Origin of the sequence: Chryseobacterium rhizoplanae, assembly GCF_900182655.1 — a bacterium.
Taxonomy (GTDB): Bacteria; Bacteroidota; Bacteroidia; order Flavobacteriales; family Weeksellaceae; genus Chryseobacterium; species Chryseobacterium rhizoplanae.
Window position 1 is genome coordinate 125173 of record NZ_FXTC01000006.1, and the last position, 14863, is coordinate 140035.

The 14863-nt window shown below is 36.5% G+C and carries 13 protein-coding genes and 1 pseudogene; 4 read left to right on the forward strand and 10 right to left on the reverse strand.

Annotated elements, in window-relative coordinates:
* Nucleotide 1 precedes the first annotated feature (1 nt).
* Nucleotides 2-967, reverse strand: a complete 966-nt coding sequence (locus tag FN817_RS14580; RefSeq protein WP_142718598.1) for a YpdA family putative bacillithiol disulfide reductase — start codon at nt 965-967, stop codon at nt 2-4.
* Nucleotides 968-1098: 131 nt separating this feature from the next.
* Between FN817_RS14580 and FN817_RS14585 the strand changes: the two genes are divergently transcribed.
* The gene (locus tag FN817_RS14585) at nt 1099-1740 is read left to right on the forward strand and encodes a hypothetical protein (RefSeq protein ID WP_142718599.1); all 642 of its coding nucleotides are present in this window, start codon (nt 1099-1101) and stop codon (nt 1738-1740) included.
* Nucleotides 1741-1801: 61 nt separating this feature from the next.
* Here FN817_RS14585 and FN817_RS14590 read toward each other — a convergent pair whose 3' ends face one another.
* The 9 genes and pseudogenes from FN817_RS14590 to FN817_RS14630 form a co-directional block, all read right to left on the reverse strand.
* Nucleotides 1802-3091 (reverse strand): glycosyltransferase family 4 protein, encoded by a 1290-nt coding sequence (locus FN817_RS14590; RefSeq protein ID WP_142718600.1) that lies wholly within the window; start codon nt 3089-3091, stop codon nt 1802-1804.
* A gap of 46 nt (nt 3092-3137) precedes the next feature.
* A complete protein-coding gene (locus tag FN817_RS14595) occupies nt 3138-5678 on the reverse strand; it encodes a YfhO family protein (protein ID WP_142718601.1) in 2541 nt (846 codons plus the stop codon).
* Nucleotides 5679-5709: 31 nt separating this feature from the next.
* Nucleotides 5710-5940, reverse strand: coding sequence for a hypothetical protein (locus FN817_RS14600; RefSeq protein WP_047421100.1), 231 nt, complete (start codon nt 5938-5940; stop codon nt 5710-5712).
* A 65-nt stretch (nt 5941-6005) separates the two neighbouring features.
* Nucleotides 6006-7055: a DUF6263 family protein gene (locus tag FN817_RS14605; protein WP_142718602.1), complete on the reverse strand. Its 1050-nt coding sequence runs from the start codon at nt 7053-7055 to the stop codon at nt 6006-6008.
* A gap of 12 nt (nt 7056-7067) precedes the next feature.
* Nucleotides 7068-8189 carry a serine hydrolase domain-containing protein gene (locus tag FN817_RS14610; RefSeq protein ID WP_142718603.1) on the reverse strand — a complete coding sequence of 374 codons (1122 nt, stop codon included), beginning with the start codon at nt 8187-8189 and terminating at the stop codon, nt 7068-7070.
* 2 nt (nt 8190-8191) lie between these two features.
* A complete protein-coding gene (rlmB, locus tag FN817_RS14615) occupies nt 8192-8941 on the reverse strand; it encodes a 23S rRNA (guanosine(2251)-2'-O)-methyltransferase RlmB (protein WP_047387492.1) in 750 nt (249 codons plus the stop codon).
* 79 nt (nt 8942-9020) lie between these two features.
* Nucleotides 9021-9413 (reverse strand): annotated as a pseudogene (locus FN817_RS14620) (four helix bundle protein).
* Between the two features lie 31 nt (nt 9414-9444).
* On the reverse strand, nt 9445-9915 hold the full coding sequence (locus tag FN817_RS14625) for a DinB family protein (protein WP_142718604.1): 471 nt from the start codon (nt 9913-9915) through the stop codon (nt 9445-9447).
* 266 nt (nt 9916-10181) lie between these two features.
* Nucleotides 10182-11516 (reverse strand): peptide-N-glycosidase F-related protein, encoded by a 1335-nt coding sequence (locus FN817_RS14630; protein WP_142718605.1) that lies wholly within the window; start codon nt 11514-11516, stop codon nt 10182-10184.
* 236 nt (nt 11517-11752) lie between these two features.
* Here FN817_RS14630 and FN817_RS14635 point away from each other — a divergent pair, with 236 nt between their 5' ends.
* From FN817_RS14635 to FN817_RS14645, 3 genes are all read left to right on the forward strand, one after another.
* Nucleotides 11753-13060 carry a hypothetical protein gene (locus FN817_RS14635; RefSeq protein WP_142718606.1) on the forward strand — a complete coding sequence of 436 codons (1308 nt, stop codon included), beginning with the start codon at nt 11753-11755 and terminating at the stop codon, nt 13058-13060.
* A 286-nt stretch (nt 13061-13346) separates the two neighbouring features.
* Nucleotides 13347-14351, forward strand: coding sequence for an AAA family ATPase (locus tag FN817_RS14640; RefSeq protein ID WP_047421109.1), 1005 nt, complete (start codon nt 13347-13349; stop codon nt 14349-14351).
* Nucleotides 14351-14809 carry a GNAT family N-acetyltransferase gene (locus tag FN817_RS14645; RefSeq protein WP_142718607.1) on the forward strand — a complete coding sequence of 153 codons (459 nt, stop codon included), beginning with the start codon at nt 14351-14353 and terminating at the stop codon, nt 14807-14809. Before FN817_RS14640 ends, FN817_RS14645 begins: the two co-directional genes overlap by 1 nt.
* Nucleotides 14810-14863 lie beyond the last annotated feature (54 nt).

The window sequence follows — 14863 nt, forward strand, 5'->3', positions numbered from 1 at the left end:
ATTAAGATCTGGAAAGAATAGTATTGATAATCATACTGGCATGAATTCTTGAGTTTTCAATGAACCAGAGATGGGTATCTTTTCCACCGCATACCACTCCTGCAAGATAGAGATTGGAAATATTGGTTTCCATCGTTTCAAGATTATAAAACGGGTTCAGGCAGTCTCCTTTGAGTTCAATACCAGAATTTCTCAGAAAATCAAAATCAGGAAGATAACCCGTCATGGCCAGCACAAAATCATTATCAATTTCATGAATTTCGCCTTTCTCATCTTTAAAAACAATCGTGTTTTCTTTAATCTCGATCATTTCAGCATTAAAATGAGCTTTAATACTGCCTTCTGCAATCCTGTTTTCTATATCCGGTTTTACCCAATATTTTACACTTTTGGAAATTTTGGAATGACGAACAATCATGGTTACCTCAGCTCCTTTTCTATAGGTTTCCAGAGCTGCATCTACCGCAGAATTACTTGATCCTACAACTACGATTTTCTGTTTTGCATAAGGATAAGGTTCGGTATAATAATGCTTGACCTTTGGAAGGTTTTCGCCGGGAATATTCATGAGGTTTGGGATATCATAGAATCCGGTAGCAATCACCAGATTTTTAGCAACATAACTTGCTTTGGTTGTTTTTATCTCAAACAGTTCGTTGTTTTTGGAAACACCCAGTACTTTTTCATACAGATTAATGGTAAGCTTTTTCTGTCGGGCAATCCCTTGGTAATATTCCAGTGCCTCCTGTCTTCCCGGTTTTGGAGCAGTTGAAATAAATGGAATTTCGTCAATTTCCAGTTTTTCTGCAGTGGAGAAAAAACGCATATATAAAGGATAATTGTACAGAGAGTTGACAATGGTTCCCTTTTCTATGATTAAATGACTAAGATTATTTTTTTGAGCTTCAAGGGCACAGTTTAAACCGATGGGTCCGGCCCCGATAATGAGAATATCCAATATTTCCATGTAACAAATGTACGATGTAATTTTTAAAATGAGAAGCTATAACCCATCTACTCTCATAGTCTTTATCTCTTTATATCATTTACCGCTTGGCATCAGTTTTGGTGTTTTTTACCAGTTGCAAAATTTAAAATATGAAAAAAATACTTATTTCACTGGTTGTTTTGGTTTTGGTTGTAGCCTGTAAAAAAGAGGCAGGAAAACCTGTTCCCAATGTGATAGATTCCATCGCACAAAATAAAACAGACACTGCAGGTACCGTACAAAATATTGCTAATAAAGAAGCAGTTTTGAAGCAGACTAATGATGAGGTTTTGAAAGCTTTGAAAAATAAAGATTATACCAGTTTTGCATCCTTGATTCACCCTGAAAAAGGAGTCCGTTTTTCGATGTATGCTTTTGTAGATATCAAAGGAGATAAACATTTTTCTAAGGCAGATTTTGAAAAATACCAGCCTACCAAAACACTGTTTACCTGGGGAGCACATGACGGTTCAGGAGATCCTTATAAGGCAACGGTTAATGATTATCTTGGTAAATGGGTCTTTGCTAAAGATTTTACAGCATCCCAATATTCACTGAATAAATTCATAGGCGGAGGTAATTCTCTCAATAATTTAAAGGAAATTTATCCTAAAGATAACTTCACTGAAAACTATATCAAAGGAACCGAAAAAAATGGAGAGATGGATTGGAAAACACTCCGCTTTGTATTTGAAGAATTTCAGGGGAAATATTATCTGATTGCAGTGGTAAATGACCAATGGACAATTTAAAAGTTAGAAGTTAGAAGTTGAAGCGGCATGTAAGCTTCCAGCTTCTAACTTCCTTTCTTTATTATAAAATATCAGTCAGTTGACGGGTTAGATTTTTTCTTGAGAACTGCTCAATATGCTGAGTGTTTTCAAGAAGATTTCCGTTTTTCCAAAGGATAAATTTTTCAAGAATAAACTTCTTGACGGTTTCTGTATCCTGATAGCTGAAATGTTTTCCTGCCTGGGTTTCATCCAGGATTTTCGCTACATCAGCTTTATCCGGACCGAATGACAGAATTTGTTTTCCTGAAGCCAGATATTCAAATATTTTTCCGGGAATGATTCCTTTTGAAGATTCGTTCGGGAAATTGGTAATAAGAAGCAGATCTGAGTTCTGCATTTCCTCCACAGCTTTTCCGTGGGCAAGATATCCAAGGTTCTGAATATGATTTTTCAGGCTTGAATTTTCGATAGACTGAAGGATTTTATCATCTATTCTGCCTACAAATTTCAATGTAAAATCAGTTGCAAATTCAGCATTTTCTTTCACCAGTTCATCAAGTGCTTTCCAAAGGTTTTCAGGATTTCTGAGTTGCTCTAAAACACCAATATAGCTTAAAGTAAATTGATCTTCATTATTCTGTCCTTTTACTTTACCGTCCGAATCACTTTCATCAAATCCGTTCGTAATACAAACCGCATTGGCTCCTGCTTTCCTGAAATTTTCTGCATCAGTATAGCTTGTTGCCAAAGTGATGTCTGCATTTTTAAATACAGCACTTTCAAGCTGACGGTGCTTTTTATCTGAACTTTTGGTTAGTTTCAGATGTTTGTAATAGGAAATTTCTGTCCATGGATCACGGAAATCGGCAATCCATTTCAGGTCAGGCATTTTATTTTTAAGTCCTAAGCCAATCAGATGAAGAGAATGGGGGGGACCAGAAGTTACAATCGTATCTATTTTATTTTCTTTCAGGTATTTTTCCAGAAACTTAATGGAAGGTTTTACCCAAAAAACTCTGGCATCAGGAATAAAAAAATTACCCCTTACCCAGATCGAAAGTCTGGATTTCCAGCTTTGATTTTTTCCTACATCAAACTGTCCGGCTTTAAATTTTTTATTGCTTTTATTCAGCTTTTCAGCCAGCTGGTAAGGTTCCCAGATTTTGGTTCTTACCATCTCAATATTTTCAGGAACATCTTTCATCAGGGTTTCATCCAGCAAAGGATAACTTGGATTTTCCGGAGTATAGATGATAGGTTTCCATCCGAAATCCGGCAGATATTTTGCAAACTTCAGCCATCTTTGAACACCAGGACCTCCCGCAGGAGGCCAGTAATAGGTGATAATCAATATTTTCTTCTGTTCCATTTTTTAAGCTCTATGTCATTCTGAACGACACTTTGATTATATAGGATTAAGCTTTTTGTTCAGCTACAATTTCTTTTTTCTTGTTTTTGTTCATCCAGAAAATTCCAAATGCAGACAACAGGATAAATAATCCGAATGACAGTAGAGAAACCCATTTCCCTTTTTCAATTACTTCAGGCTCAAATACCATTCTGATATGGTGGCTTCCTGCCGGTACATGCACTGCACGAAGCAGGTAATCTGCTTTCACATAAGGAACCTCTTTCTCATCTACCAGAACTTTCCATCCATGAGGATAGTACACTTCAGAGAATACTGCTAATTGAGGTGTCTTCGACTGAGATTTAAATTCAAGTTCGTTCGGCTGATATTTCGTAAGATTGATGAATGCTGTAGAATCTGCCTGAACGGGTTTGTTGTCAAAATATGATTTATCAGATGATGCAATAACTGCTGTTTTCTTGTTGTCAATAGTTCCGATGGATTTAATTTCCTGATTAGGGGTATCTACAAACTTTAAATCACTTACAAACCATGCGTTTCCGTTGGCTTTTGGATTAGGAACAACTTGTGGCTGTTCAGGTCCTCCGAAAACCATATACTTGGCATTTAATAAGTTTAAAATATTAGGTGTTTTTACACTGTCTACATTATTGATGTATTCATTCAGGACATCATCATATCTTCTTAGTTTTACGGCGTGGTAACCACCAATTGAAGCTTTAAAATAAGAGGTATTGGTTTCACTGGTTACACCCAGCGTCTGGTTGTAAATTCTGTAGTGAGTTTTGTCTTTTTCAGAGATTGTTTCCAATGTTTTGTTGATGTTGACATTGGATAGAATGGATTCCAGATTGGGATTTCCCTGAACTTTTTCAGCCAGCAGATCTGAACTTTCTGTTTGGAAAGGATTTTCAGCAAATATCTTATCTACGTAGTTTTCGTCATTCAAATAACGCTTATTTACGGTCCAGAGATCAAATAAGCTTACAACTCCAATTACTATCAAAGCAATATTCTGATTAAGTTTTTTCTTTAAAGTTAAGAATAAGGCAGCAACCGTAATCGCTACATAAATAAATGCTTTTATGGCGTCTATTCTGAACAGTTTATATCTTTCATCTACAAGATAATCCAGTAGGAAGGGAGGGAAGTAAGTCTTTTCGCCTTCTGTAGAAAAACCGAGTAATGATTTTCCGAAGATCAGAAGAATTAATAAAAATCCTAAAGTTCCACCTCCAACATACATAAGGATTTTCTGCTTATATTCTTCAGTCAGTTTTTCGTCTGTGAAGAATCTGTATAATCCCAGAATGGCAATTAAAGGGAATAATAATTCCACTACAACCAGAATTGAGGAAGGAGCTCTGAATTTATTATAAAACGGAACATAATCAATAAAGAAATCAGATAACGGCATAAAGTTGCTTCCCCAGGCCAGTAAAATAGTCAGGATAGAAGCGCCTAAGATCCAGTAACGGTATTTTTTTCCCGCAAAGAAAAATCCTAATAAAGCAAGGAAACATACAATCGCCCCCTGATAAGCAGGTCCTGAAGTCCCGGGCTGATCTCCCCAGTACGTCATTCCACTGAAGCCTTTTGAAATTCTGTCCATTTCCGCTTGTGAACCTACATTTTCCTGAACCAGTTCCTGAACTCTGTTCATCATTTCTTTTCCTTCCGGCTCCTGACTTCCACCACCCATCAATCTTGGGATGAAAAGGTTTAAAGTTTCAAGCTGTCCATAGCTCCACATCAGCATACTTTCTTTATCCATTCCTGATTTTCCTGAAGTATGGCTGTCGTTATCTAAGATCTGTTTTCCACGAACTGTTTCTTTTACATATTCAGAATTAGCCATGATTCTTTGTGAATTCATTCCAACTCCGATAATACATGATGCTGCAATAATTCCTGATGAAATAAGGAAATGCTTCATCGGTGTCTTTTTCTGTATTGCTCTGATCAGCTCAGATAAGAATAAAAATCCTAATGCAAGGAACAGATAATACGTCATCTGCGGGTGATTGGCTGCAATCTGAAGCCCCATAAAAAGGGTAGTAACAATGAATCCCCAGATGTATTGTTTTCTGATGTAAACCAGTAAAATTCCGGCTAACAGCGGTGCAAAATACTCAATGGTGTTTACTTTACCATTGTGCCCGGCTGCAATAATGATATAAAAATAGGTAGAAAGCCCAAAGAAAGTAGCTCCTAAAAGCGCATACTTCCAGTTTCTGACCACTACCATTCCCAAAAGGAAAAAACCTGCAAACAGAAGGAAAAGATAATTGACCGGTCTTGGCAGCAAATTCAGATTGCTGTCGATTTTCTTGATGATATCCCCTTTGAACTGGCTTCCCATCTGATAAGTCGGCATACCTCCAAACATGGAATCACTCCAATAGGTTTCATTTCCGGTATTTGCTCTATAGTCGAGCAGTTCTTTTGCTCCTCCTCTGTATTGCACAATATCGTGCTGGAAAAGCTGTTTTCCTGTAAATACAGGGGTAGAATATAAAAATGCTAAAACTATAAATACTACTAATGAAGCTGCAATATAAATGAAGTTTTTATTTTTGGCCATGCTGGTTATTATCTTTTATTTCCTGGAATGTTTACCTTTTGTCTTTACTCTCTTTCACCTCTTCATAGTCTACAGTTTCTGCATCCCATTTAAGGTTCTTTTTGTTATTCTTATTCGAGTCTTGTATATCCTGCTGTCCGTTGTTTTGATTGTTGTTATTAAAACGGTAACTATAAAATGTCTTAAAGAAAATCCTTTTCAGGATATTCCAGACAAAGAAAATAATAATGGCAGTGAGTACTAGCTCAAGAATGTACTTCATAATGTTAAAATTTAAAGTTCAGGGTTTACTCTTTAAAGGGTAAACCCTGAATGCATTTAATTCAGTTATTTAGCAGATGGGTTTACCATTACCGATGAATTGGAAACGCTTTTCATAGACTGAGATTGTTTTCCATCTGAAATGGTTTCTATCTGTGTCGTTTTTACGTTGATATTCTGATTGGTAATCCATCCTGTGCTTTCGTCAAACTTAATGGTCCCGTTCTGAACCAGTTCACTGCTCAGGCTGTGGGTAATAGGTCCCTGAGCTTTCTTTTCAGTCTTCTTAGGAATACCTCCGGTAACGGCAATCTCTGCTGTTCCGTTTCCTAAGCTTTTCATTACATAATTGGAAGTTACTTTTACAGCTCCGCTTGCATCTGCATTTTCGGAAGTAGACCATTTCTCACCAATTTTTACTCCTTTTTTAGGAATAATCATCAGGTTTTTATGGAACTGATCTTTTAATACTTTTTCATTGAACGATTCTTTAAGACTTGCCACAACGCTCGCTTTTTGATTGGCATCTTTGATAAGAGTCCCTACGGCATTGGAAACTTTTGTATAAACAGCATCAAATCCTGTGATAGAGATTACATTACCTTTTGTATCCATTTTCATGGCAAGTTTGTTCCCGGTAAGTGCTTTGTTTACGTTCCAGATCATTTTAAGATCATCTTCTTTAGGAAGAGCAAGTTTGGTATCTACCACTACTGTTTTTCCCTGTGCAGACTGAGAATTTCTTTTCGCTACAAGATTAAGGGTCATTTCGTATACATTCCCTTTGATATCATTCACCACAAAGTTCATTTCATCCGTAGATTCGCTGGTTGCCGTGATGGATTTTCCCTGAGGATCCGTCATTGTTTTTACATCCCTCTGATACGTGGTAAGAGGATATGTTTTTCCTTTTTCAAGCTTAAAAGTTTGTTTAATAACTCCCGCAGAATCTTTGATTGCCGGGTTTTCTGCAACTTTTGCTACAGAATCAGCAGGAACTTCTACGGTTACCGTTTTTCCGGTTTTAGGATCTACTTTCGTTATTTTTGCTGTTTCTTTTTTACAAGATACAAGAGCTATTGATGATATAAGCGCAAGCGCTGCAATGTTCTTCATTTGATTTTAACTTTATTTTTTACTACTGTTTCTTAATATATTGTCTGCAATATCATGCAGTTTCCCCTGAGATTCTCCATCTGACTCATTAGACAGTATAACAACTCCCATATTTTTTGCCGGATAAACCTGAAGTACGCTCGAAAAGCCAAATGTACCTCCTGTATGATAAACCGTTTGGGTTGCGTCTTCATAGGTATGTATCCTCCAGTACAGTCCGATTGCATCTCCATCGCTTTTCACGAGAGGAGTATGGGATATTTTTACATATTTGTTGTTTTCATCCAAATGGTACTGTATGTATTTCACCAGATCTCCTGTCGTGGATATAATTCCTCCTGCCGGAGCAAAGATCGTTGTGAAATTTCTGGGCATTACCTTTCCTTTTTCATTATAGCAAGTCAATAGCTGTGCAGAATTCGTACCAACAATGGTTTGGTTCATTTTCAAAGGTTTGGTAATATACTCTGAAAGCAGGTCTTTATAGCTTTTCTGATATACTTTTTCAAGAATATCTCCTGCGATCTGTGTTCCTGCATTGGAATATTTATAGTCTGTTCCGGGTAGAAAATCTACTTTAGCCTGATGAAGATCTTCATAAAACTTCTTTTTCGAGTAGTTTTTATAAAAATCAGCTAATGCTATGGCAACAGAGTCCATCGGTTTTTTGAATGTTTCAGACTGATCCGGTAAGAACTGAGGTAATCCTGATGAATGATTGGTAAGATTGCCGATCGTTATCGGGTGTTTTTCAAGTTCAAGATTAGGATAATTCCCGTCCAGATATTTCCTGATATCGTCATTCATTTTAATTTTACCGTCTGCTAAAGCATGGGCCAGAAGAGTTCCGGTAAATGTCTTGGTGATGGATGCGATCTCGTAAACACTTTTAGAGGTCGGAAGCTCTGATTTTCCGATTTCCGTGGTTCCATAATTATAAAAATAACTTTTACCATCTTTAAAAACACCTATTGAAAGCCCCACACGTGCAGGATTCTGCATGTAAGTGAGCGCTTCTTTCTGAACCATTTTATCAAGTTCAGTGGTAAGGTGATTGTCTGTTGCTATATTTTTTGTCTGTGCATTCAATGCAAAGGGTACAAAAAATAATGGTAAAAGCAATTTTATTTTCATGTTTAAGAATTTGGTATAGCAGTCATTTTCTGTCTTACCGCTTCATACAAAATCGCTCCACATGCTACAGAAACATTCAGAGATTGAGTTTTTCCTTCAATAGGAAGTTTTATTTTTTCGTCAGCGTGATGCAGAACTTCTTTAGAAATTCCGGTTTCTTCATTTCCCATAACAATAGCACATGGCTCTGTAAGGTTGACATCATAAATTAATTTCTGAGCTTTTTCACTGGCAGCATACACAGAAATTCCACTTTGCTGAAGAAAATCCACAGCATGAGCCAGGTTGTTTTCTTTACATATTTTAATATTATAAATAGCACCTGCAGAGGTTTTTATAGCATCAGAATTAATAGGAGCAGCTCCCTTTTCCGGAATGATTATAGCATCAACACCTACGCATTCTGCCGTTCTGCAGATGGCACCAAAGTTTCTAACATCAGTAAGTCTGTCCAGAATCAAAAGAAAAGGAGTTTTTCCCTGTTCAAATAATTGTGGAACAATATCCTCCACTTTATGAAACGGTACATCCGAAATAAAGGCCACCACACCCTGGTGGTTTTTTCTTGTAAAACGGTTCAGTTTTTCAACCGGAACATAATTGGGACGGATTTTATTTTTCGCTAAAATTGCTTTTAGTTCAGCATAAATAGGACCTTGAAGTGCATTCTGCACAAAGACCTTGTCAATCGTTTTTCCCGCTTCAATTGCTTCAATCACGGGACGCAGCCCGAAAATAAAATCGTCTTTCATTGAGTTGTTTAAAATTTTATGTTTAAGGTTTAAAGTTCATCGTTTAAAGTTCAAGGCTTACTATGTAAATTTTTGAATTTTAAGGTTTGTACTTTGTCCCTTTTAAATCTGTTGTATTTAAATATTTTATAAAAGAGCTGATCTTTCTGCTTAACGTTTCTGTCTGCTCAATTAATGTTTCAAATTTTTCCTGCGAAATAAAATTTCTGTCGAGGACCCGATACAATTGAGATCTGGTTTCTCCGCATGAAGCTTTCGCAATAGAAAGAAATTATATAAATTCTCTGTTACCGTTTCTTTCAAATCCTTCAGCAATATTATCCATTACTGAACCTGAAGATCCGTCAATTTGATTACAAAGTTTAAAATTATTTTTAAGGTTGTTAGATTCAATGATATGATAAACTCCATTGCAAAGCTCCCGGGACAATTTCCAAATCTCTAAGTCTTCAAATCTATTGATTGTCGCCATAGCCTTAAACTTTAAACTAAGAACCTTGAATCTAATACTTCTCTCCTAAAATTGCTCTTTTCTGTGCCATCACATAACCGTAGTGAAGGCTTTCATGCATATTGTTGAAGATAATGGCATCCTGAATGCTTTTCAGATCCATCCCAAAACTTGTTGTATAAGGAGTGTAGTCTGAGAAGAAATCACTGTCATAATCCTTCATTAATATCTTCGAAGTTTCCGTAAGTAAAAATTCTAAATCTTCTACTTCCGATTTCTGAACATTTAAATTCGGTAAAGTTCCCTTTTTGTAAGTTTCGATCCAATATTTGTCAATACGGAAAGGATTTCCGCTTAGGTAATAATGCAAAAGCTGCTGTGTAGCAACAGTATGGGCAATATTCCAGTACATATTATTGTTGAAACCATCCGGAATCAGAATCAGATCTTCATGAGATGTGTTCTGAAGGAGGTCTAAAAGGTTCTTTCTTACCTGTCTGTGCGCTTGAAAATGATAATTCATTTTGCAAAATTTTTAATCACCAAAAATAGTTTAATAAACTGGAAATGACAATTTTTTTGGGTAAAGGATTGAAGTTAAAGTTTTTTAACTTTTCAGAAAAAGGATAGATTTAGGTTGTTTTTCCAACTAGCTTTTAGTGTTATTATGATGTTTTTACGTTCAATTTTACGAAACGTATAAGATGTATATTTTTACACAAAGCCTTCCTGTAAAAAGATTCAGGAAGGCTTTATTGTTTTGTTGGTTATATGGTTTTACAGTCAGTTTTATTTTTTGATGATTTTATGTTTAAATGTGGTTCCATCCTTTAGAACAATATTTAAAAAATAAATTCCGGTACTGTATGGGGAAAGATCTACTTTGTTCTCATTATAAGTTTCTATAAGTTTTCTTCCTTCTACATTGAACAGACTTATTGAGGTTACATCTGCTTTTGATTGTATGTGTACAAAATCAGAAGTAGGATTAGGATATATGTTTACATCTACAGTTTTGATATCTTTTACATTTAAGACGGCATTGCTTTTACCCTGCATATAAACTGATAACATAACATCTCCCTGCTGCTGGTTGAAAACAGCTGTCGGTATCGTATGTTTCAAAGTGTGATTGCCTGCCGTTAAGCTTGGAAGTGTAAATTCTCTGATAGGAACTGAATTTCCGGGACACCAGTTATTCCATGAGGTCCAGTCTGCGAAAGTTTTAGGAGTAGACCCATAGATTCCGTTTCCCTGAGTGTTATATACCCTGTAAGGTTCACATGAAATTCCTCCCGGAGTGTAAGTGAGTACCTGTACGTCATCTATATAAGTATAGTTTTGTCTTCTGATATATTCTTCACCACCACTGTTGGCACCATGAGGAGTAGATATTACAAAAAAACGGGCGTTGGTTACAGGGTTTGGGAGATTGAAAGTGACAATTCTCACGGTTTCTCCTGTAACATCGGTGCTGTTATAGTTATTGAGTTTATTGTAACTTAATATGGGAATAAGATTGTTGGAATCTGAAGGAGTTGCTCCGGTATCCGTTGAGAAAAAAGTAAGGGTTCCGGAAAAAACATCAATTCTCCCTGAACAGCCGGAAACCTGGGTTTGTGCTGCATACGGAACACCGAAAACATCCAGTTCCATGTAGAAATCATACGTATTACGTAATGCTGTATCATGAAAAACACTATAGAGATTACTAATATCATAAGTATAAGGAACCTCTGACGGAGTTCTGTTTTTATTCATAAAAGGTGTGATGTACCTTCCTATCTCAATTCTTTTGACGTTTGCATCATTAATTGTGTAAGTAGATTGATTTTTAGGAATCATCGCTAAAAAGACTTCTCCCAGGCGGTCGTAATTGTCACACAATGCACCTATTGTTACCCGCATCGCGATTTTTGCTTTAAAAGAGTCTAGTTCAGCATCAGTAAGTTTCCTTGTATATCTGGCATTATTTAGTCGTGTCAAGCCACTCGGGACTGGGTTGGATACTGTAGCCGCATAACCATCGTAGTAAACAGCATCTGAAATCACATTCGTCATTGTTGTTTGTGATAGGGCCAGATTTGCTATGAAAATACTTGAAAAAAATAGCCTTTTATACATAGATTGATGTTTAGTGTAAATATATTAATTAAGTATCAAAATTACTTTTAATTTCTTTTATTTTTCTTATTTGTGCTTTTTTATTGATAAATATTTAATTATTTAATTTTTAAAGCATGTTTTTGTTTAATTGATTTTATTATGTTCAATCATATAATGGAAAATATTTTTTTATTGTTGTGATCCAGGTATTTATTATTAAATTAGCATGGTATTTCGGATTAATATTATTAATAATGAAAAGAATTTTACTTTTAATTTTGTTTTTTATAGTGGCAGGAGTGAACGCTCAGATCAATATCAATATTGGAGCAGCGAATGTAGGGACAGCACCTGTAAGCAGTTTTTTCTCTTACTCCTATGTGCAGCAGATTTATCCTAAACAGGAAATAAATGCCAATACAGCGGGCAATATTACAGGGCTTACATTTTATGTAGATCCTTCTTCAACCCTTACAGAATCTTCAAACTGGACTGTTTATCTTGGTCATACCTCAAAAACGGCATTTTCTTCCGGTACAGACTGGATTCCTGCTGCTCAGCTGACACAAGTTTTTACAGGAACAATAACCAGAAATAATAATAAAGTTCAGGTTGTTTTTACAATGCCTTTTGCATATAATAATGTTGATAATCTGGTTGTTGCTGCAAAAGAGAATTCTCCGAATATTGATATTAATAATTTTGATGAAGCCTTCCATGTCTATTCTCATATTTCCAATTCAACCCTTTATTATAAAGGAGATCGTAGTGTGGTAGATATTTCTGCTCCACCGGGCGGAATAAGAGCAGACTATAAATCTGCAATTACAATCTCAGGCCTTACATCCAGTGCCGGCCCTGCCTGTCCTTTCATTATGTATCCGGCAAATAATACCCAGAATGTTTCCTTGTCTCCTAATATCACCTGGTTCCCTGTTTCCGGGGCGGATTCTTATAAGGTTTCGATAGGGACAAGTCCGGGAAGTGTTAATGTTGTAAATCAGCAGGTAGTATCCGGAACAGCCTTTTCACCTTCGGCCGCTCTTGCAACAGGAACGACTTACTATTTGAAGATAACCGCTGTTTCTGCTAATGTTGAATCCTCAGGATGTTCAGAATTTATGTTTAAAACGGTTCCTGCAATACCTGCTAATGATGCATGCTCAGGCGCTTTCCTTGCCTCCGTGTTTCCTTACAGCTATACTCAGGATGACGCTGTCTCTACCACTAATAATTCTGGAAATATAAGTGTCTGTACCAGTAACGGAGATACGGGAATGAATGACGGAACATGGTTTAAACTGGCTGGAGACGGAAGTCAATATACTATAAAAGTAGCGATGCCTTCCGGAAGCAGCTTTGACCCTCAAATTGGAGTGTATAGCGGAAGCTGCAGCAATCTGTCCTGTACAGGTACAGTGGATAACGGTGGAGGCGGTGCTGCTGAAACCCTTACAATTACGACTGTATCCGGGATTGATTACTTCATCAATGTAGGAGCTTATGATGATACAACAGATGCCCCTGAAAATACTTTTACCATTACAGTAACCAAGCTTTAAAGTTTTCAGGATTTAGATTTTGAACAAAAATTGAAATAATAAAACCAAAGTGTTGTGAAAGTAATTTGCAGCACTTTTTTATATGGATCATCACAAAAACAGATCGAGAATCTATTGAAATATCTCAGATGTATGGATTTCTTTATAGACAAGAAATTCAGCATTATAGCTTTAAATATTGCGTTAATACCGGAATATTTAACAAACTTTAACTCAAAAATGGCATTTATTGTGTTGATTAATGCAAGTATTTATCAGAAATTTACCACTTATTTTAAATCAAGCTATGTCAGAGATATATCAAGCTGAAGATATCCGCCAATTGACGGAAAAAGTAAAAGAAAAAAATTATTTATTTACTCTTCTGAGACAGGAAATCAACAAAGTTATTATTGGGCAGGATTACATGGTAGACCGTCTTTTGGTAGGGCTTTTGGGAAATGGTCACGTTCTTTTGGAAGGGGTGCCGGGATTGGCTAAAACTCTCGCCATAAAAACCTTGGCAGATGCTGTGCATGGTGAATTTTCAAGAATTCAGTTTACTCCGGATTTGCTTCCTGCAGACGTTGTGGGAACCATGATTTACAATATCAAAGACAATGATTTTTCTATAAAAAAAGGTCCTGTATTCGCGAACTTTGTATTGGCAGATGAGATCAACCGTGCGCCGGCAAAAGTGCAGTCGGCTCTTTTGGAGGTAATGCAGGAAAAGCAGGTGACAATAGGTGATGAAACCATGAAGCTTCCAAAACCGTTCCTGGTATTGGCAACACAGAACCCGATTGATCAAGAAGGGACTTATTTGCTGCCTGAGGCACAGAGTGACCGTTTTATGCTGAAATGTACCATAGATTATCCTTCTTTTGAAGATGAAAGACAGGTAATGAGAATGGTTTCCACTTCACATCAGCCGGCTGTGAAACCAGTGATTTCCCTTCAGGATATTGTAGATGCTAAAGAATTGATCAACCAGATTTATCTGGATGAGAAAATTGAAAAATATATTCTGGATATGGTGTTTGCAACGCGTTATCCGGAAAATTACGGTCTTTCTGAACTTAAAAATTATATCAGCTTTGGGGCTTCTCCAAGAGCATCCATTAACCTTGCTATCGCTTCAAGAGCATATGCATTCTTAAAAGGAAGAGCATTCGTTATTCCTGAAGATGTAAAAGCATTGGCAAAAGATGTATTGAGACACAGAATAGGCTTGACTTTTGAGGCTGAAGCAGAAGAAGTTTCATCAGAAGAAATCGTTAATAGAATTTTAGCAAAAATCCAGGCACCATAATGAGTGAGGTAACAATAAGAAAAGCCGTTCTGGAAGATTGTGCTTCCATGCTGGATTTAATCAAAGAACTGGCAGAATATGAAAAAGCGCTGCATGAAGTAACGGTGACGCTGGATGAATTTATTCAGGATGGTTTTGGAAATTCTCCGGTCTGGGGTGCTTTTGTTGCGGAATTTGAAGGCGAAATCATTGGGATATCATTGTATTACGACAGATATTCAACATGGAAAGGAAGAAGATTGTATCTTGAAGATCTCGTTGTGACAGAAAGACTCAGAGGAAAGCAAATCGGAAAAATGTTGTTTGATGCAACATTGGAATATGGTAAATCCAACAACTATAGCGGAATGGTGCTCCAGGTATTGAACTGGAATGAGCCAGCCATCAATTTTTATAAAAAATACAGTCCGAAGTTTGATAATGAATGGTCAAATGTATCTATTGAGTTTAAAGAATAACCCGAAACCCGGATCTCGCAACTCAACAGTAAACTTTGAATTTTAAACCTTGAA

Bases quoted from the DNA above. Each gene is read 5' to 3' on its own strand.
- FN817_RS14585 (WP_142718599.1), top strand. From the start codon at position 1,099: ATGAAAAAAATACTTATTTCACTGGTTGTTTTGGTTTTGGTTGTAGCC.
- FN817_RS14590 (WP_142718600.1), bottom strand. From the start codon at position 3,091: ATGGAACAGAAGAAAATATTGATTATCACCTATTACTGGCCTCCTGCG.
- FN817_RS14635 (WP_142718606.1), top strand. From the start codon at position 11,753: ATGAAAAGAATTTTACTTTTAATTTTGTTTTTTATAGTGGCAGGAGTG.
- FN817_RS14580 (WP_142718598.1), bottom strand. From the start codon at position 967: ATGGAAATATTGGATATTCTCATTATCGGGGCCGGACCCATCGGTTTA.
- FN817_RS14640 (WP_047421109.1), top strand. From the start codon at position 13,347: ATGTCAGAGATATATCAAGCTGAAGATATCCGCCAATTGACGGAAAAA.
- FN817_RS14645 (WP_142718607.1), top strand. From the start codon at position 14,351: ATGAGTGAGGTAACAATAAGAAAAGCCGTTCTGGAAGATTGTGCTTCC.
- FN817_RS14610 (WP_142718603.1), bottom strand. From the start codon at position 8,189: ATGAAAATAAAATTGCTTTTACCATTATTTTTTGTACCCTTTGCATTG.
- FN817_RS14630 (WP_142718605.1), bottom strand. From the start codon at position 11,516: ATGTATAAAAGGCTATTTTTTTCAAGTATTTTCATAGCAAATCTGGCC.
- FN817_RS14600 (WP_047421100.1), bottom strand. From the start codon at position 5,940: ATGAAGTACATTCTTGAGCTAGTACTCACTGCCATTATTATTTTCTTT.
- FN817_RS14625 (WP_142718604.1), bottom strand. From the start codon at position 9,915: ATGAATTATCATTTTCAAGCGCACAGACAGGTAAGAAAGAACCTTTTA.
- rlmB (WP_047387492.1), bottom strand. From the start codon at position 8,941: ATGAAAGACGATTTTATTTTCGGGCTGCGTCCCGTGATTGAAGCAATT.
- FN817_RS14605 (WP_142718602.1), bottom strand. From the start codon at position 7,055: ATGAAGAACATTGCAGCGCTTGCGCTTATATCATCAATAGCTCTTGTA.
- FN817_RS14595 (WP_142718601.1), bottom strand. From the start codon at position 5,678: ATGGCCAAAAATAAAAACTTCATTTATATTGCAGCTTCATTAGTAGTA.